Here is a 16826-nt window from a genome sequence, read left to right as displayed (position 1 = left end):
TGTGCGCGCCGACACGGTAGGTTACATGGTGTTGTCACCTTCGTGTGTCTAAAAGAGCTAAGGAGAGCCAGTGAGCGAGCAGACCCCAGCGCGCCTGGAATACCAGGGCCAGGAACTTGAGCTACCGGTGGAGGCCGCCGTCGAAGGAAACGACGGGCTGAGCATCGCTCCGCTGCTGAAGAATACCGGCGCAGTCACCTACGACCCCGGTTTCATGAACACCGCCAACACCAAATCGGCGATCACCTACATCGATGGCGCCGAGGGGATCCTGCGTTACCGCGGCTACCCCATTGAGCAGCTGGCGGAGAAGTCCAACTTCCTGGAAGTCAGCTACCTGCTGATCTACGGCGAGCTGCCCACTGCCGAGCAGCTCTCCGACTTCGATAATCTGACCCGGCGGCACACCCTGCTGCATGAGGAGCTGAAGAACTTCTTCTCCGGCTTCCCCCGGGATGCCCACCCGATGCCTGTGCTGTCCTCGGCAGTATCGGCCCTGTCCACCTACTACCCGGACTCCCTGGATCCCTTCGATCCGGCCCAGGTGGAGCGTTCGACCTACCGGCTGCTGGCCAAGCTGCCGACAATCGCCGCCTACGCCTTTAAGAAGTCCGTTGGCCAGCCGATGCTCTACCCGGACAACAGCCTGAACCTGGTGGAGAACTTCCTGCGTGGCTGCTTCGGCGTTCCCGCCGAGCCCTATGAGGTTGACCCCGATGTGGCCAAGGCCCTGGACGTCCTGCTGATCCTGCACGCAGATCACGAGCAGAACTGCTCCACCTCCACCGTGCGGCTGGTCGGCTCCTCGCAGGCCAATATGTTCGCCTCGGTCTCCGCCGGCGTCAACGCTCTCTACGGTCCCGCCCACGGCGGCGCCAACGAGGCCGTGCTGAAGATGCTCAATGAGCTCAAGGAATCGGATATGAGCCCCGAAGAGTTCATGACCAAGGTCAAGAACAAGGAAGCCGGCATCCGCCTGATGGGCTTCGGTCACCGCGTGTACAAGAACTACGACCCGCGTGCCCGGATCGTCAAGGGCCTGGCCGACGACCTGCTGGCCAAGCTCGGCGGCGACGACGAACTCTTCGACATCGCCCAGCGCCTGGAGGCTGTGGCCCTGGAAGACGACTACTTCGTCGAGCGCAAGCTCTACCCGAATGTGGACTTCTACACCGGGCTGATCTACAAGGCCATGGGCTTCCCGGAGAAGATGTTCACCGTCCTCTTCGCTCTGGGCCGCCTGCCCGGCTGGATCGCCCAGTGGCGGGAGATGATGGAGGACCGCGGCACCAAGATCGGCCGTCCCCGTCAGATCTACACCGGCTACGGCGAGCGGAACTACCCCGCCTGATCGTCGGTCAGCTTAACGGACTGTGCCCCCGGACCATCCGGACCGGGGGCACAGCTGTATCCGCCTGGATCGGCGGTGGGGTCTAATCCTGCTCGAAGCCGATGGTGACTGTACCGGACTCGGCGGTGATCTCATCATCCACCGTTTCCCAGTCTCCTGAGCTGCGGTCCCACTGATAGGGATCTGAGGTCACGGTCTGGATGCCGTAGGTATCGGCCACCGCTACTGCCCAGTGGGCCACCATCCACTGATAATCGGTGGCATCCTCGCCCTCGGGCACACTGATCAGGATCTCTGATTCCTCACCGGAGCCGGAGAGCTCCACGATCCCGTCGAGAATCGGTTCTGGCTCCGACTCAGCTTCCTCGGAGTCGGCATCCTCCGCCTCGGCGTCCTCCTCCGCTTCAGGGAAGGGGATCTCCAATGCATTGGGCATAACCGCGGCCAGCTCCTCGACAACCCCTTCGGGGTCAGGGCCAGGGGCCTCCAACTGGGAGAGGTGACAGGTGAGATCCGCCGGCTGCTGACCGGTCAGCGCCTCAGCATATGCTTCAGCCATCGTCCCGTGCTGCGGGTAGAACTGAGGGTTATGCGGCCGCTCCAGGATCTCAGCGACCTCATCGAGCTCCAGACCAGGCTCCCAGTTGCGCTGCTCGTCCTCCTCAGAGTCCTCCCCGTCGCCCTCGGCCTCGCCGTCATCGTCCTCTTGGCCGGCCTCCAGGCTGTCCTCCAACACTGAGTAGAAGCCCTCAATGGAGGTCTCCACGGGTTCACCATCAGAGCCTTCGGACCAGTCCGGCACCCCGCGGGCGAAGAGCACCCGGGAGTCCCGGTCATCCTCCGTCTCGCGGATCTGCAGCTCGGACTCCTGCATGGAGATGGCCAGGGCGTCCACGGCAGCTCCCGCTGGCAGCCCGCGGTCGATAGCGGTGACCGCCAGGGTTGCAGCATTATGGGTCTGCTCCGGGGAGAGCTCCACCGTCTGATCATCGACGCCCACTTCGCAGCGAACCTCGAGGAGATACTCGTTCTCTTCGATATACCGCCAGGTGCCATAAGCAGTCCCGGCGATCAGTGCGCTGGTGACACCGAGGGCAACAATTGCCCGACGGCGGCGCTTCCGCCGAGCCATCGGTCGGGTGGTCACCGTGCTACGAGGTGTGCGGAGAGGACTCATCAGTTTTCCCTGGGCTCCTGCCGGGGTCAGTTCTTATGCAGTGCGGCGTTGAGCTCGGTCTTCTGGCCCTTCCTTGGGCGGGCCTGGACCTGGCCTGTCACCGAGTCCCGAAGCAGCAGCAGACCGGTGGAGCCGGAGAGCTCGCTGCCCTTGGCGGTGCCAGCAATATTGCCCTCATCATCCAGAACGGTCACCTTGGTCCCGGCGGTGACATAGAGGCCGGCCTCGACCACGCAGTCATCACCGAGGCTGATACCCACACCGGAGTTCGCACCCAGCAGCACGCGCTCACCCAGGGTGATCTTCTCCTTACCTCCGCCGGAGAGAGTGCCCATGATGGAGGCGCCACCGCCGACATCGGTGCCGTCGCCGACGACGACCCCGGCCGAGATCCGGCCCTCAACCATGGAGGTGCCCAGGGTGCCGGCGTTGAAGTTCACGAAGCCCTCGTGCATCACAGTGGTGCCCTCGGCCAGATGCGCACCCAGGCGGACCCGGTCGGCGTCGCCGACCCGAACACCCTTCGGGGTCACATAGTCCACCAGGCGGGGGAACTTATCGATGGAGTGGACGGTGACATGGCCGCGGGCGCGCAGCTTCAGCCGGGTGGTCTCGAAGTCCTCGACCGCACAGGGGCCGAAATTGGTCCACACCACATTGGTGAGGTGACCGAAGATGCCGTCGAGATTGATGGTGTTGGGCTGGACCAGCCGGTGGGAGAGCAGATGCAGGCGCAGCCACACATCGGCGGTGCTGGCGGCCTCCTGGTCCAGGTTCGCCTCCACGGAGGTGACCTTGACGGTGACGCCACGTTCGGCGTCCTCGAGCTCCCCGGCCTTGAGGTCCCCGGCGCTGGGGCCGGTGTACTGGTCGAGGGGGCCCAGCTGAGGGGCGGGGAACCATGCATCCAGCACGGTTCCGTCATGGGTAACAGTGGTCAGTGCATAACCGGAAGCGATGCGATCGGTAGAAGTCATGAACTCCATCCTACGTACCCCACTGCAGTGCTGGTGAGCATCAGTTTCAGGCCGCGACACGAAGATTACGGTTGTGTTTCAGGCCACGGTTAAGCTGGTCGCGGGGCGCTGAGCTCAATTAGGGTAAGCACCACGCACCTGAATCATTCCACTGAGGAGGAATTATGAATATCCGCCGAACAGCTGCTGCCGTCACGGCAGTAGCAGCGATGACTGCCCTGGCCGCCTGCGGCAATGGCGACGACAACGGTGGCGAAGACGCCGACGACGATGCCAATGGCGAAGCCGGCGGTCCCGTCGAGCTGCGGATTGGCGAGGAGGGGGACTTCACTGAGGAACTCGAAATGGCCACCGGTGGTACCGGCGGTGTCTACTACCCCCTGGGTGGCGGTATCGCTGACATCATCGAGAACAACACCGACGCCTTGGTGAATTACCAGGAGTCCGGCGGTTCAGTGGATAACCTCGGCCAGCTCTTCGGCGGCGATGCCCAGCTGGGTCTGACCCAGAACGACACCGCCAATGACGCGGTCCACGGTCAGCTTGAGGGCCTGGAGGACATTCCGCTGGACAATATCGGCTGGATCGCCCACCTCTACCCGGAGGCCATGCATATCGTGGTCCGGGCTGACTCCGGTATTGAGTCCATCGAAGATCTCGAGGGCCAGACCATCGCTGTCGGTGACACCGGATCCGGAACCCGTGCGATCTCCGATGCCATCCTGGAGGCCCACGGTCTGGAGGAAGGCGATTACGACGCGGAGATCGCAGAGTTCGCCGACACCACCGACATGCTCTCCGACGGCACGATCGATGCCTCCATGTTCGTGGTCGGCGTCCCGGTGGCCTCCCTGACTCAGCTGGCTGCCAGCACTGATGTCACCCTGCTGTCCATTGAGGACGACGTCGCCGCCGAGATCGCCGAGGGCGGTTACTACGAGGCCTATGACATCGACGCCGACTCCTATGACTTCCTGGATGAGGATGTCACCACGATCTCGGTCTTCGCTGCCCTGGCAGCCTCCAGCACCGAGGTCAGCGAGGATCTGGCCTATGACATCACCGCAGCCTTCTGGGAGAACAAGGACTCCATCACCGTGGATGTGGATCTCGTCGACATCGACGAGGCTCTGCTGGGCATCGGTGACATCCCGATCCACCCGGGTGCCGAGCGGTACTACGAAGAAGAAGGCATTGACATTCCGTGACCCACAGGAGTGACAACGGCCAGTCCCCGGCTGCTGAAGACCTTCAGCAGCCGGGGACTGTTGCTGAGGACAAGGCCGAGGAGATCCTCCGCGAACACGACACCTCCAGTCGGTTCCGCACCGACCTCGGGTGGTGGGCCTGGATCGTCGGGGGCATCTCGGTGGTCTTCACCCTCTACCACCTCTGGTACGCCCTGGGTCGCCCGGCCAGTGAGACCATCCTCTTCGCCTATGAGGGGCCCTGGACTGTCTGGATGCACCTGGCCCTGCACCTCGGCGGGGCCACTACCCTGGTCTTCCTGCTGTATCCGGCCAGCCGTCGCCTGCTGCAGACACCGGCCACCTCCAATCGCGTACTGGACCTCGCCCTGGGACGGGGCAGGGGAGTGGCCTGGTACGACGTCGTGCTGGCGGGTCTTGCGCTGTACTGCAACCTCTATGTCTTCTACCAGTACGAATGGCTGACCTCGAACCAGTTCCGTGTGCTCAGCGGACACCCCGACTTCGGTCTGGAGGGACAGGACCAGTTCGTTGCCCTGGTCGGTGTCTTCCTGGTCCTGGAGGCCACCCGCCGATGTGTGGGACTGCCGATTGTGGTCATCGCCGGATTGGCGATCTGCTACGGCATCTGGGGCAATCACCTCCCGGCCTTCTCGCATTCCGGAAACACTGTCGACGGTTTTGCCGCCGATATCTACCTCAGCCGCGAGGGCATCTTCGGCACCCCGATCTTCGTCTCGGGAACCTTCATCTTCCTGTTCCTGTTCTTCGCCGTGGTTCTGCTGCGGACGAATATCGGACAGTTCTTCAACGATCTCGCCTTCCGGGCAGCCGGGCGCTACAGCGGCGGTCCCGCCAAGGCAGCGGTGGCCGCCTCGGGTCTGCAGGGTATGGTCTCCGGTTCCTCTGTGGCCAATACTGTGGCCTCGGGTTCCTTCACCATCCCGATTATGAAGAAGGCCGGCTTCAAACCGCATACTGCTGCGGCCACCGAAGCCACCGCCTCCACCGGTGGTCAGCTGATGCCGCCAATTATGGGCGCGGCCGCTTTCATCATGGCCCAGAACGTCGAGGGCCTGGAGTACAACGAGCTGATCGTCATCGCTGTCATCCCAGCACTGCTGTACTTCCTGGGGGCTTTCCTCTCCATTCACTTCGAGGCCAAACGGCGTGAGATCCGGGGCCTGCCCCCGGAGGAGCTGCCCAGCTGGAAATCGCTGTTGACCCGGGCTGACCTCCTGCTGCCCCTGGTGGTCATCATCGGCACACTGCTCTCCGGGATGACCCCGCACCGAGCAGCCCTGATGGGTATTGCCACGGCCTTCCTGCTGAGCTTCCTGCGCGCCTCGACCCGCTTGGGATTCCGGGGAATCATTGAGCTCTTCGTCGCTGGTGCCCGGACTGCACTGCCGGTGATCATGGCCTGTGCCTCCGCCGGAATCGTGGCCGGCACTGTGACCACCACCGGTCTGGGCGGCCAGCTCGGCCGGCGTCTGGTCGACGTCGCCGGCGGCAGCTTCCTGCTGGTGCTGGTGATGGTGATGATTGCCTGCATCATCCTCGGAATGGGGCTGCCCACCACAGCGAACTACGTGGTCACCGCGACAGTGGCGGCACCGATTCTCTACGAGAACTTCGATGTTCCGCTGATCGCAGCCCACCTGTTCGTGTTCTTCTTCGGCATCCTGGCCGATATCACGCCACCAGTGTGTCTGGCTGCCTATGCCGGTGCCGGTATCGCCAATGCGAACCCCATGCGGGCCGGTGCCACAGCGCTGAAGATTGCCTTCGCAGGCTTCCTCATACCCTATGCCTTCATCCTGGAGCCAGCACTGCTGCTGCAGGGCACGGCGGGAGAGCTGCTGTTGGCGCTGAGCACGGTGATCCTCGGTCTGGTGGCGGTGGCTGCCGGCTTCGCCGGCTACCTCATCGCCCGCGGCCAGATTCCTGACCGGATCGCGCTGGTGGCCGGCGGTGCACTGCTGATCTACCCGGATCTGATGGTCTCGGGTATCGGTCTGGCCATTGTGGCCGCCGGAGTGGCCCGTCAGGCGATGCTGCGGGCCTCCGGCCGGAAGACGGCCGCCGAGGCGACCGCCTGATCACATCGAGACGATCAGCAGGGTGCCGGCGAAGACCAGCCCGGAGGCGATCAGCACGATCGTGGTGTAGCTGAGGATGTCCCGCATCTTCAGCCCGGCGATCGCCAACAGTGGCAGGGCCCAGAACGGCTGGATCATATTGGTCCACTGGTCACCATAGGCCACTGCCATCACGGCGATCGCCGGATCGGTGCCCAGGGCTTCGGCAGCATCGAGCAGGATCGGGGCCTGGACCGCGATCTGGCCACCACCGGAGGGCACGAAGAAGTTCACCAGGCCCGCCGAGAGGAAGGCGAAGAGCGCGAAGGTCTCGGTGGTGGAGATGGCCACGAAGGCCTCGGAGATCACTGTCATCAGCCCGGTGCCGGCCATCATGCCCAGGATCCCTGCGTAGAGCGGGAACTGCAGCAGGATCTCACCGACATTCGAGGCCGCCTGCTTGGTCAGAGCGATCAGCTCGAAGGGGCTGCGCACCAGCAGCATGATCAGCGCCAGGAAGCTCCAGTTGACAATATCCAGGGTCAGGCTCCCGCCGCCGGCGAAGTGGATGACCAGATAGGTCACCAGCATCAGCCCGATCAGCAGGGTCGGAATACGGGAGGCATCTACCCGGTCGGCGGGGGTGACGACCTCGTCGTCGACCTCCACATCGGACTCCCGGGCATCGACGGTCAGCGGGATCAGGGCATCCTCATTCCGCGGGGCGATCAGATACAGCGCACCCAGGACCACCACGACGGTCACCACCGCGGCGATGATGTTCCAGGTGGAGAAGATGGTCTCCGAGATCGGAATGGTCTCACCCAGCTGGGCGTCGATGAAGGAATCCGGGGTGGCAGCGGTCAGCGGACCAGAGGCGGAGTAGCCCATATGCCAGACCACGAAGCCGGAGAACCCGGCGGCCACCAGCATCGGGAAGTGCACCACGATTCCGCGTTCCCGCAAGACATGGGCCACCTCCCGGGCCAGCAGGCCACCGACCACCAGACCCAGACCCCAGGTGATCAGTGAGGCGCAGGCCGCCACGAAGAACACAAAGAGATAGGCCTGCATGGCGGTCTTGGGCACTTTCGCCAGGAACCGCAGCAGCCGGCGTACCGGCCGGGTATTGGCCAGAATGTAGCCCAGGAACAGGATCAGGGCCATCTGGGTGATGAACTCCAAGAGGCCGGCCAGCCCGATGCCCCACTCCTCAACCACCTCGAGAGGACCGGCGTCAGTGAAGATCAGGGCTAGACCGGCGACGATGAAGGTCAGCACAATGGCGAAGACCAGGGCCGAGGGAATGAGCTTCTCGACCAGGGTGTTCAGCGGGCGCATCACTGCCCCCAGCAGAGCCCCGGAGGACTTATTGGGCGCGGCAGGCTCACCAGAGGTGGACATGGAAACTCCTTGGGTTCACAAAATGACCTGTGTTTTGACTCACAGGAACATTACCCCACCTGAAGGAGGTTTAGGCGGTGAACTCCTGAGTCTGGGTGGCGTGCTGGGCGATCAGCCCGGTGCGCACCTCTGCGCCCAGCCCAGGGGAGGAGGGCACGACGACGACTCCGGCATCGGCGGTCACCGCAGGTTCGATGATGTCCTCGGCGTAGTACTTCTGGCTGGCCGAGACATCTGAGGGCAGGGTGAACCCGGGCAGGGAGCTGATCGCCACATTGGCCAGCCGTCCGATGCCGAACTCATGCATTCCGCCGCACCAGACCGGCCAGCCGGCCTCCTGGGCGAGGTCATGGGCCTTCCTGGCCGCAGTCAGCCCACCCATCCGGGAGACCTTGATATTAAGCACCCCGCCGGCCTTCAGCTCAAGGGCGGTGGCCAGATCATCGAGGGTCTCCACCGACTCATCGAGGCAGACCGGGGTCTGAAGCTGCTGCTGCAGCCGCGCGGAGTCCAGGAAGTTCCGTGGTGCGAAGGGCTGCTCGATCATCGTCAGCCCGTAGGGGTCCAGGGCCCGTAAGATCTCGAAGGCCTCGGCATCCCCGGGGTAGGCGCCATTGGCGTCCACATGCACATCCAGCTCGGGATAGGCCTCACGGACAGCCTTCACCGGCTCCACATCCCAGCCCGGGGCGATCTTCAACTTCACCCGGGGGTAGCCGGAGGACACATGCTTCTCCACCTGGGTCAGCAGTTCATCAATACTGGGTTCGATGCCTAGGGAGACACCGGCGATCACACTCTGCCGGGTACCGCCCAGGGCCTTACCCAGAGCCTGGGCGGTGCTGGCGGCATAGAGCGTCCAGGCAGCCATCTCCACACCCGCCTTGGCGAACCAGTGGCCGCGGATCTTGCCGAAGAGGTCCGAGACCTCATCGGGGTGCTCCCATTCGGCGCCCAGCACCGCGGGGATGAGGTATTCAGAGGCGCTGTGCCAGGCGATGGTGGTGGTCTCAGATGCGTAATAGGGCCCGGCCGGAGAAGCGATCTCACCCCAGCCGGTGGTCCCGTCCTCACCGGTGACCTCCACCAGCAGATGCCGCAGGCTGGACTTGCGGTGGCTGGAGGTCTCGAAGGAATGAACCAGGGGCAGTTCAACATCATGGAGAGTGGCTCGGACAATACGCATCGTGGAGAATCAGCCCTTCAGATAGGTGTAGACAGCGGTATGGGGGTCAGTGCGAAGGCAGGAGGTGGCCACATAGCCGGCCTCGAAAAGTTCACGGATCTGCTGGCGTAGAGAGGCAGCCAGATCGGGGTCCACAGGTTTGGCCGCCGGCAGACCGAGATAGGCGATCTCACCCTCCTGCTGCAGCTGGGAGACCGCAAGCTGCGGGGATTGCTGCACCGGTTCGGCCTGCGGATCAGCGAAGTTCCAGTCCACAGTGATCCGGTCGGTGCCGGGCAGCCCCTGGGCATCGGGGGTGTACCACCGGCCGGTGGCACCGAGAACATCGAGGTTGAAATGCCCATTGCGGGCCAGCAGGGGGTCATAGGTCCAGCGCATGCGCTGACTGCCTGCCCGGGCGGCAACTGCGGCCTGGACCTGCTTCAGTGACCGGCCCACCCCCTGGCCCTGCAGTGTCGAGGAGACCACTGCCGCCTGCGAGAAGTGGTAGATATGGGCGTCATCGGGCTCTGTGCTCACCGCAGTCCAGCCATAGGCGAAGGCCAGGACGGTCCCCGAGGTGTCCACCGCGCCCACCACGGAACCGGAGTGGGTCAGCAGAGAGGAGAGCAGCCGGGGGTTCAGCGACTCGTCCTCACCGGTGTAGCCGAAGACCCCGCGGTAGAGCTGGCAGGCCTGTTTCAGCTCCCCGTAATTGGTCAGCTCACGGACGGTCAGGCCGCTGCTGAGGGTCAGCTTCTCCACAGGGGCGTTGGGTGCATCAGGCATATATCAACCCTATCGGCTCGTTCCCAGCAGCCTGGGTCCGGCCCGTGGAAGGGCGTTGCTTCATGCAATATGACACGGAACTCTTGGTGTGGGTGCCGGGGGAGATGGCTCAGCGGTATGGAATATTAGAACTCATGGAGAAAACTGCACTGATCACAGGCGCCTCCCGGGGTATCGGGCGGGCGATCGCTGAGGAGCTCGGCCGCGACCACCATGTGCTGGTCGGCGGCACCAATCCGGACCGGGTGCAGGAGGTGGTCTCCGCGCTGCCGAGTGCCGAACCGTTCCTGGCGGATCTGGGAGATGCCGATGCGGTGGCCGCAGCCTGGGAGAACACCGGGCTGAAGACTCTTGAAGTGCTGGTGCACTCTGCGGGACTTGCCTGGATGCGCCCAGTTGCCGAGGCGCCGCTGCAGGAATGGCGCGAAATGTTCGAGATCAATGTCTTTGCGGTGGCGGAACTGACCCGACTGACCCTGCCGGCCCTGCGTGCCGGTAGTGGTCATGTGCTGGCGATCAACTCCGGTTCCGGCTACCGGTCCCGCGGCGGCAGCGCCCTGTACTCAGGCACCAAATTCGCCCTGCGTGCTTTCACCGATGCGCTGCGTGAGGAGGAGCGCGGCACAGTCCGGGTGACCTCTCTGCATCCGGGTCAGGTGGATACGGATATGCAGGTGGCCCTGCAGGCCTCCTATGGCAATACCGACTACCAGGGCTCGCGATACATCTCACCGGAGGCAGTGGCCAAAACCGCGCGGCTGGCGGTGGACAATGAGGCCGCCTCCAGTCTTGATGAGCTGAGTATCCGGCCTGTGAACCCGTGAGCTTCAGCGAACCCCGTGTGCTGAGTGCCTCCGCTGCGAATGAGGCTGTCGCCCTCTGGGAGCAGGCGGGCCTGACCAGGCCCTGGAATGACCCCCATGCAGACTTCCGGCGGGCTTTGGAGTCACCGGCTGCTGAGGTTCTGGGAATCCACGACGACGCCGGGGCACTGGCTGCCACTGTCATGGTCGGCGTCGATGGTCACCGCGGCTGGATCTATTACCTTGCCGCCGCTGAAGAGCACCGTGGCCAGGGTCTGGGCCAGCGGCTGATCAGCGCGGCTGAGGACTGGGTGAGGTCTCAGGGGATCGCGAAACTGATGCTGATGGTGCGGACAGAGAATTCCGGGCTGGCTGAATACTATGAGCAGCTTGGCTATCAGCGGCAGGAGACCACGGTCTACGGCCGCCGGCTGATCCAGGACAGCCCGAGCACATAGTCGCTGCGGGGCTCAGAAGACGATAGTGGTGTTCCCGTGCCGGATGACCCGGTCCTCGCAGTGCCATTTGACCGCCCGGGAGAGTACGGCGCGTTCAACATCTGCGCCATAGCGGGTCAGCTGGGCGACGTCATCGGCATGGGAGACCCGGATGACGTCCTGTTCGATAATCGGGCCCTCATCGAGGTCTTCGGTGACATAGTGCGCGGTGGCACCGATGAGCTTGACCCCACGGTCCTTGGCCTTCTGGTAAGGGCCGGCGCCGATGAATGCCGGCAGGAAGCTGTGGTGGATATTGATGATCGGTACCCCAGCTGAGGTCAGGAACTCGGGGGAGAGGATCTGCATGTAGCGGGCCAGGACCACGAGGTCCACCTTGCCCTCCAGCAGTCGGAGGTGCTCAGCCTCAGCGGCTGTCTTATCGGTTTTGTCCACCGGCACATGGTGGAACTCGATGCCGAAACGTTCGACATCCGCGGCCAGATCCGGGTGATTGGAAATCACCATCGGAATCTCCACCGGCAGTTCCCCGCGGCGGTGGCGCCAGAGCAGATCCAACAGGCAGTGATCGGTTTTCGATGCGAAGATCGCCACCCGTTTGGGCACCGAAGCGTCGGTGAGCTGGAAATCCATGGAGAAGGGCCCAGCCAGCCGGTGGGCCACAGCTTCCTCGATCTCGGTGCGGCGATGAGCGAAACCGGGCAGGTGGAAGACCGTGCGCTGGAAGAACTGTCCGTCCTCGACTCCGGTGGAGTACTGATCCAGGGCGATGATATTGCCGCCGAGCTCGGCGATGAGATCAGAGACCGCAGCCACAATCCCGTGCTGATCGGGACAGGAGATGATCAAGCGGGCGATATCGGGGCGCTGCTCAGTGTTCAATGTGGATCCTTGGATTCATGCCCACTCGGTATGTTTCTGCGAGAAAGACTAAGGCCCCTGCCAGGGGCAGGGGCCGCCGTCTTTCGAGCTCCCCCGGCTGGACTCGAACCAGCAACCACTCGATTAACAGTCGAGTGCTCTGCCATTGAGCTACGGAGGAATGGACCTAGAAATTCTAGCAGGCGGATGGCTCAGGTCAAAAATCGTGCCCAGTGCCCCCTCATTCTAGGATATTCAGCGTGACTGAACTGACTCGCCTGACCATCTACACGGGCTCGGCAACCGGCCATGATCTGACCTACCAGCAGGAGGTTCGCAGCCTCGGGGTGACCCTGGCAGAGGAAGGGATCGGAGTGGTCTTCGGTGGCGGAAAAGTGGGGCTCATGGGCCAACTCGCCGATGCCACCCTCGAAGCTGGTGGGGAGGTCACCGGCATCATTCCCGAGGTCCTCGTGGAGCGGGAGGCCGCTCACCTGGGGTTGACCTCTTTGGAGGTGGTGGCCGATATGCACCAGCGCAAAGCTCGCATGGGTGAGCTCGGTGACGCCTTCCTGGCCCTGCCCGGAGGTATGGGGACCCTCGAGGAACTCTTCGAGGTCTGGACCTGGCAGTACCTGGGGATCCACAGCAAGCCTGTGGCGCTCTACAACACCAAGGGATTCTGGGACCCCCTGCTGGCGATGATCGACCACCAGGTGGCTGAAGGATTCATCGCTGGCTGGCGCCGTGATGCCCTCGTAGTCGCTGACACGCCTGACTCCCTGGTCGTTCAGCTGCGTGACTGGCAGCTTGACCACTACGAGAAGGCCTGACTCAGGAAATGAACTTAGGTCCACCTTTCTAGTACGGTGAAGCTATGTCATCAGAGACCCCCGCTCCGGCGCAGAAGCCCGCAAAACCCCGCCAGCCCCGAGTGCAGCGGATGCTCACCGTGGTCGAAACTCACCGCATCACCCCACATATGGTCCGGGTGATCCTGGGCGGGGAACAGTTCGATGACATCGAATTCAAAACGGATACCGACCAGTACATCAAGCTGCTCTTCGCGGATCCGGACCTTGGACTTCAGCGCCCCTATGACCTCGAGGCCCTCCGCGAGCAGCTCCCAGCTGAGCAGATGCCGGTGACCAGGACCTACACCATCCGTTATATCGACTGGAAGAAGAAGCAGATCTGGGTGGACTTTGTCGTCCACGGGGACGAAGGAATCGCCGGCCCTTGGGCCGCCAATGCCCAGCCGGGAGACCTCCTGAGCTTCTTCGGCCCCGGATCCGGCTACTCACCGCGGGAAGAGGCGGACTTCCATCTCATCGCCGGAGACGAGTCCGCGCTTCCTGCCATCGCCGCAGGGCTGGAAGGAATGTCCCCGACAGCCAAGGGCATCGCCCTGGTGGAGGTCAGGGATGCCGACGAGGAGCAGCAGTTCGATGTGCCTGCCGGTATTGAACTGCGCTGGCTGCACCGCGGTGCTGATTTCAGCCCCGACACCACGCAGCTGGCCGAAGAGCTGAAATCCGTGGACCTGCCCAAAGGAGATGTGCAGGTCTTCATCCACGGAGAGCGTGAACAGATGAAGGCAATCCGCCGTGACCTGGTCCAGGAGCGTGGACTCGAGCGCCGCGGAATGTCCCTATCGGCCTACTGGGCCCACGGCCGGCGCGAAGACGCATTCCAGGCAGAGAAGAAACTCCCCATCGGGAAAATAGATTGAGTTAGCCCAGGGAGACGCCGGTGCTGGTGCCGATGACCAGGGCGGCCACCATCATGCCCACCAGTACCAGGACAGTGAGCCCCGCGCAGATCCCAGCGAAACGGGTGAAACCTGAGAGTCGGTGATCATGCTTATCCTGCATCGTGCCCGAGAGCAGCAGGAAGAGGTCAATGATTGTCCAGGCGCCCACCACACCAATCAGCGCCAGACCCAGATTCGCGAGGTCAAAGACCACCAGTAGGACCACACCAGCGATGAACAGGCAGGTCTTCAGGAGAGCAGTGGGGTAATAGCCCAGGTAATACCGCTGGGCGCCGATCGGCCCCAGGAACAGCGCCAGGGCCCAGGCTAAGAGAAACTTCTTCTGCGAGATCGGCTGCGTCTCGAAGGCCTCACGGTCTTCCTCGGTGAAGGTATTGGCGTAGAAGTCGTCGTCGACGTCGAAGCTGTGGGTGGACACCTCACTATGCTACGCCTGATCACCCAGGGCCTGTGACGTTATGTGACAACCTGGGCATTGGCGCCCAGACTGCGGCCGTACCATGCTGGGGTCCAAATTTTCTCCCCTGCTTTTCCTTGCGGAACCTGCTCCGAAGGAGCCGCTGAACTATGGCGACACACCGTACAAAAATCGACTCATCAGTCTTCGCGCCAGCACCGACCTGTGTAGCCCCGCCGGTACCCGATGCGGCCGGGCCGGTGCAGCGCAATAAGATCAGCATCTTCCTGCTGCTGGCAGCAGGGCTGCTGACCCTGATTTTCTTCTTCAACTCCCTCAGCGCAGGTGCGGAGCAGGGACTCTACTTCGGCCTGCTCTTCGTCATCGGCTTGGGCCTGGGCCTGGCCCTGTTCCACTCCCGGTTCGGATTTACCTCCGCCTGGCGCCAACTGGTGGCTGTGGGCAACGGCAAAGGCCTGCGTAACCACGCCCTGCTGCTGGGTACTACCGCCACTATCTTCATGCTGCTCTTCACCACCGGGTGGGGCGGCTTCGGCAATGAGCCCACTCCCTCCTCCGGGACGATCGGAGTCGGGCTTTTCCTCGGTGCCTTCATCTTCGGCATCGGCATGCAGTTGGGCGGCGGCTGCGCCTCCGGGACCCTCTTCGCCGTCGGCTCCGGACAGTCCACGGTGATCCCCACCCTGATCGGTTTCATCGCCGGTTCGGTCATCTACACCTCCCCACTGTTCTTCCCCCTGGTCTCAGACCTCCCCGGCATCGAACCGGTGCTGCTCTCCGATCACTTCGGTTATGTGGGCGGCTGGGGTGTGACCATCACCGCACTTCTTGTCATCGTGGCCATCTCCCGGGTGATCCAGGCCCGCCGCAACCCGCCACCAACCGGTGTTCCACCGACAGCTCGCGGTCTGGCACGGGCCTTCCGCGGATCCTGGCCGATGTGGGCCGGGGCGCTGGTGCTGGCCCTGCTCGGCGGGGCCGTGATGTGGGTTTCCGGTGGCATCTGGGGTGTGACCAATGCCTTCGCACTCTGGGGGGTGAAGTTCCTGGAGCTCTTCGGCTTCCAGCCTGAGACCTGGGAGTTCTGGCAGCAGGAGAACTGGGCCCAGATGCTGGAAGGCTCGGTGCTCTCCCACCAGAACTCGCTGACGAACTTCGGCATCATCATCGGCGCGGCCATCGCCGCTGCGGCCGGTGGAACCTGGGCCTTCGCCCGCAATATCAACTGGAAACAGGCCGGTATCGCCGTCTTCGGCGGCATCCTCATGGGTATCGGTGCCCGCCTTGCCGAGGGCTGCAATATTGGTGCCTACCTCGGCGGCATCGCCTCAGGCTCCGTCTCCGGCTGGCTGTGGGCCGTGGCCGCATTGGCCGGCACCTGGGCCGGTCTGAAAGCCAGGGCACTGTTCGGGATGGCCAACCCCAAGCCCACCGACTCCGTCTGCTGAGCAGTGGCTACAGCGGCGGGGGTGATAGTTTGGACATGATAGTCCGCTTCACAACCTAAGGATGGAGGCGCTGTCTTGGCGCAGCAGCACACCAAGAGCACGGCACCGAAGCCTTCCCTCTTCAAGATCCTGAAGGTCTTGATCCGCTTGGGGCCCAAACAGATCAATGATGAGATCGCCCTGGCCATCGGCCAGCTGAAGGCCAAAGGGATCGCCGCCGCCGTCGCGGCTGCCCTGATGGTGGTCGGACTGGTGTTCATCAGCTTCCTGGTGGTCGCCCTGATCGTGGCCGCCGTCGCCGCCTTCTACGCCATGGGCTTTCAGCTGTGGGCCGCAGCCCTGATTGTGGCTGGCATTTTCCTGCTGATCGCCCTGATCTTTGCGCTGATCGGACTCTCCAAACTCAAGAAGGCCATGCCGCTGAGTCCCGAGGACGCCATCCGCGGACTGCGCCTGGACCTCGGGGTGGCCAAGGAAGGCTCCAGCTTCGATCCGAAGTCCCTGGACCGCGCCGATGAAGCTAAACGCAAGGCCAAGGCCGAGGCCAAGCGTCAGGCCGCCGAGGAGAAGAAGCGTGCGGCCAAGACCCCCGGCGAGGGCCAGCCGAAGAAACCCACCTATTCGGAACTGCTCCGCCGCACCGCCCTGCGCCGCGATCACATCGCCGGCCTGCAGGACCAGGTCAGCTCCAAGTTCAAGAAGAAGAAAAAGGCCGACGACGAACTCGCCAGCTCACCCATCGCACAGGAGGCGCCGGCCACTCAGCCCGCCCCTGAGACTGCTGATGGTGAGCAGGCCGCGGGCGCCAAGGGCTTCATGGCCAAGCGCTGGAAGCCGCTGAGCGTTGCTGCCGGATCCACCGCTGCGGCTGGAGTGTTCCTGCGCGAACTCATCAAGAAATAGACTGGCACC

The 16826-nt window shown here is 63.5% G+C and carries 16 protein-coding genes and 1 tRNA gene; 9 read left to right on the top strand and 8 right to left on the bottom strand.

Features of this window, described 5'->3' with window-relative positions:
- The first annotated feature begins 70 nt into the window (after positions 1-70).
- Positions 71-1351 carry a citrate synthase gene (locus HGQ17_RS11770; protein WP_168888133.1) on the top strand — a complete coding sequence of 427 codons (1281 nt, stop codon included), beginning with the start codon at positions 71-73 and terminating at the stop codon, positions 1349-1351.
- A gap of 82 nt (positions 1352-1433) precedes the next feature.
- Here the strand turns inward: HGQ17_RS11770 and HGQ17_RS11765 are convergent, their stop codons facing one another.
- A complete protein-coding gene (locus tag HGQ17_RS11765) occupies positions 1434-2528 on the bottom strand; it encodes a hypothetical protein (RefSeq protein ID WP_168888132.1) in 1095 nt (364 codons plus the stop codon).
- A gap of 26 nt (positions 2529-2554) precedes the next feature.
- The gene (gene dapD, locus HGQ17_RS11760; protein WP_168888131.1) at positions 2555-3505 is read right to left on the bottom strand and encodes a 2,3,4,5-tetrahydropyridine-2,6-dicarboxylate N-succinyltransferase; all 951 of its coding nucleotides are present in this window, start codon (positions 3503-3505) and stop codon (positions 2555-2557) included.
- A gap of 164 nt (positions 3506-3669) precedes the next feature.
- On the opposite strand from dapD, the gene HGQ17_RS11755 reads away from it, so the two are divergent.
- Both HGQ17_RS11755 and HGQ17_RS11750 read left to right on the top strand, forming a co-directional pair.
- Positions 3670-4713: a TAXI family TRAP transporter solute-binding subunit gene (locus tag HGQ17_RS11755; protein ID WP_168888130.1), complete on the top strand. Its 1044-nt coding sequence runs from the start codon at positions 3670-3672 to the stop codon at positions 4711-4713.
- Positions 4710-6815, top strand: coding sequence for a TRAP transporter permease (locus tag HGQ17_RS11750; RefSeq protein WP_324615274.1), 2106 nt, complete (start codon positions 4710-4712; stop codon positions 6813-6815). Before HGQ17_RS11755 ends, HGQ17_RS11750 begins: the two co-directional genes overlap by 4 nt.
- Here the strand turns inward: HGQ17_RS11750 and HGQ17_RS11745 are convergent, their stop codons facing one another.
- From HGQ17_RS11745 to HGQ17_RS11735, 3 genes are all read right to left on the bottom strand, one after another.
- Positions 6816-8198, bottom strand: a complete 1383-nt coding sequence (locus tag HGQ17_RS11745; protein WP_229503517.1) for a short-chain fatty acid transporter — start codon at positions 8196-8198, stop codon at positions 6816-6818.
- A 70-nt stretch (positions 8199-8268) separates the two neighbouring features.
- Complete coding sequence (gene menC / locus HGQ17_RS11740; protein WP_168888129.1) at positions 8269-9384, bottom strand: o-succinylbenzoate synthase; 1116 nt, start codon at positions 9382-9384, stop codon at positions 8269-8271.
- Positions 9385-9393: 9 nt separating this feature from the next.
- The gene (locus tag HGQ17_RS11735; protein WP_168888128.1) at positions 9394-10152 is read right to left on the bottom strand and encodes a hypothetical protein; all 759 of its coding nucleotides are present in this window, start codon (positions 10150-10152) and stop codon (positions 9394-9396) included.
- A gap of 134 nt (positions 10153-10286) precedes the next feature.
- Here HGQ17_RS11735 and HGQ17_RS11730 point away from each other — a divergent pair, with 134 nt between their 5' ends.
- Complete coding sequence (locus HGQ17_RS11730; RefSeq protein ID WP_229503516.1) at positions 10287-10976, top strand: SDR family oxidoreductase; 690 nt, start codon at positions 10287-10289, stop codon at positions 10974-10976.
- Complete coding sequence (locus HGQ17_RS11725; protein ID WP_324615273.1) at positions 10973-11413, top strand: GNAT family acetyltransferase; 441 nt, start codon at positions 10973-10975, stop codon at positions 11411-11413. The genes HGQ17_RS11730 and HGQ17_RS11725 overlap by 4 nt, the downstream gene beginning before the upstream one ends.
- A gap of 12 nt (positions 11414-11425) precedes the next feature.
- Here HGQ17_RS11725 and purU read toward each other — a convergent pair whose 3' ends face one another.
- Positions 11426-12295: a formyltetrahydrofolate deformylase gene (gene purU / locus HGQ17_RS11720; protein ID WP_168888127.1), complete on the bottom strand. Its 870-nt coding sequence runs from the start codon at positions 12293-12295 to the stop codon at positions 11426-11428.
- Positions 12296-12383: 88 nt separating this feature from the next.
- Positions 12384-12455, bottom strand: a tRNA-Asn gene (locus HGQ17_RS11715).
- 79 nt (positions 12456-12534) lie between these two features.
- On the opposite strand from HGQ17_RS11715, the gene HGQ17_RS11710 reads away from it, so the two are divergent.
- A complete protein-coding gene (locus HGQ17_RS11710) occupies positions 12535-13107 on the top strand; it encodes an LOG family protein (RefSeq protein ID WP_324615272.1) in 573 nt (190 codons plus the stop codon).
- 44 nt (positions 13108-13151) lie between these two features.
- Positions 13152-14006 carry a siderophore-interacting protein gene (locus HGQ17_RS11705; protein WP_168888126.1) on the top strand — a complete coding sequence of 285 codons (855 nt, stop codon included), beginning with the start codon at positions 13152-13154 and terminating at the stop codon, positions 14004-14006.
- 1 nt (position 14007) lies between these two features.
- Here the strand turns inward: HGQ17_RS11705 and HGQ17_RS11700 are convergent, their stop codons facing one another.
- Positions 14008-14466 carry an NINE protein gene (locus tag HGQ17_RS11700; RefSeq protein ID WP_168888125.1) on the bottom strand — a complete coding sequence of 153 codons (459 nt, stop codon included), beginning with the start codon at positions 14464-14466 and terminating at the stop codon, positions 14008-14010.
- A 149-nt stretch (positions 14467-14615) separates the two neighbouring features.
- On the opposite strand from HGQ17_RS11700, the gene HGQ17_RS11695 reads away from it, so the two are divergent.
- A complete protein-coding gene (locus tag HGQ17_RS11695; protein WP_168888124.1) occupies positions 14616-15914 on the top strand; it encodes a YeeE/YedE family protein in 1299 nt (432 codons plus the stop codon).
- Positions 15915-15989: 75 nt separating this feature from the next.
- On the top strand, positions 15990-16817 hold the full coding sequence (locus tag HGQ17_RS11690) for a phage holin family protein (protein ID WP_168888123.1): 828 nt from the start codon (positions 15990-15992) through the stop codon (positions 16815-16817).
- Positions 16818-16826 lie beyond the last annotated feature (9 nt).

The organism is Nesterenkonia sedimenti, assembly GCF_012641515.1.
Lineage (GTDB): Bacteria > Actinomycetota > Actinomycetes > Actinomycetales > Micrococcaceae > Nesterenkonia > Nesterenkonia sedimenti.
This window is presented reverse-complemented; position numbering and strand designations above follow the sequence as displayed.

Bases quoted from the DNA above. Each gene is read 5' to 3' on its own strand.
- HGQ17_RS11745 (WP_229503517.1), bottom strand. From the start codon at position 8,198: ATGTCCACCTCTGGTGAGCCTGCCGCGCCCAATAAGTCCTCCGGGGCT.
- HGQ17_RS11755 (WP_168888130.1), top strand. From the start codon at position 3,670: ATGAATATCCGCCGAACAGCTGCTGCCGTCACGGCAGTAGCAGCGATG.
- dapD (WP_168888131.1), bottom strand. From the start codon at position 3,505: ATGACTTCTACCGATCGCATCGCTTCCGGTTATGCACTGACCACTGTT.
- HGQ17_RS11730 (WP_229503516.1), top strand. From the start codon at position 10,287: ATGGAGAAAACTGCACTGATCACAGGCGCCTCCCGGGGTATCGGGCGG.
- menC (WP_168888129.1), bottom strand. From the start codon at position 9,384: ATGCGTATTGTCCGAGCCACTCTCCATGATGTTGAACTGCCCCTGGTT.
- HGQ17_RS11765 (WP_168888132.1), bottom strand. From the start codon at position 2,528: ATGAGTCCTCTCCGCACACCTCGTAGCACGGTGACCACCCGACCGATG.
- HGQ17_RS11705 (WP_168888126.1), top strand. From the start codon at position 13,152: ATGTCATCAGAGACCCCCGCTCCGGCGCAGAAGCCCGCAAAACCCCGC.
- HGQ17_RS11735 (WP_168888128.1), bottom strand. From the start codon at position 10,152: ATGCCTGATGCACCCAACGCCCCTGTGGAGAAGCTGACCCTCAGCAGC.
- HGQ17_RS11695 (WP_168888124.1), top strand. From the start codon at position 14,616: ATGGCGACACACCGTACAAAAATCGACTCATCAGTCTTCGCGCCAGCA.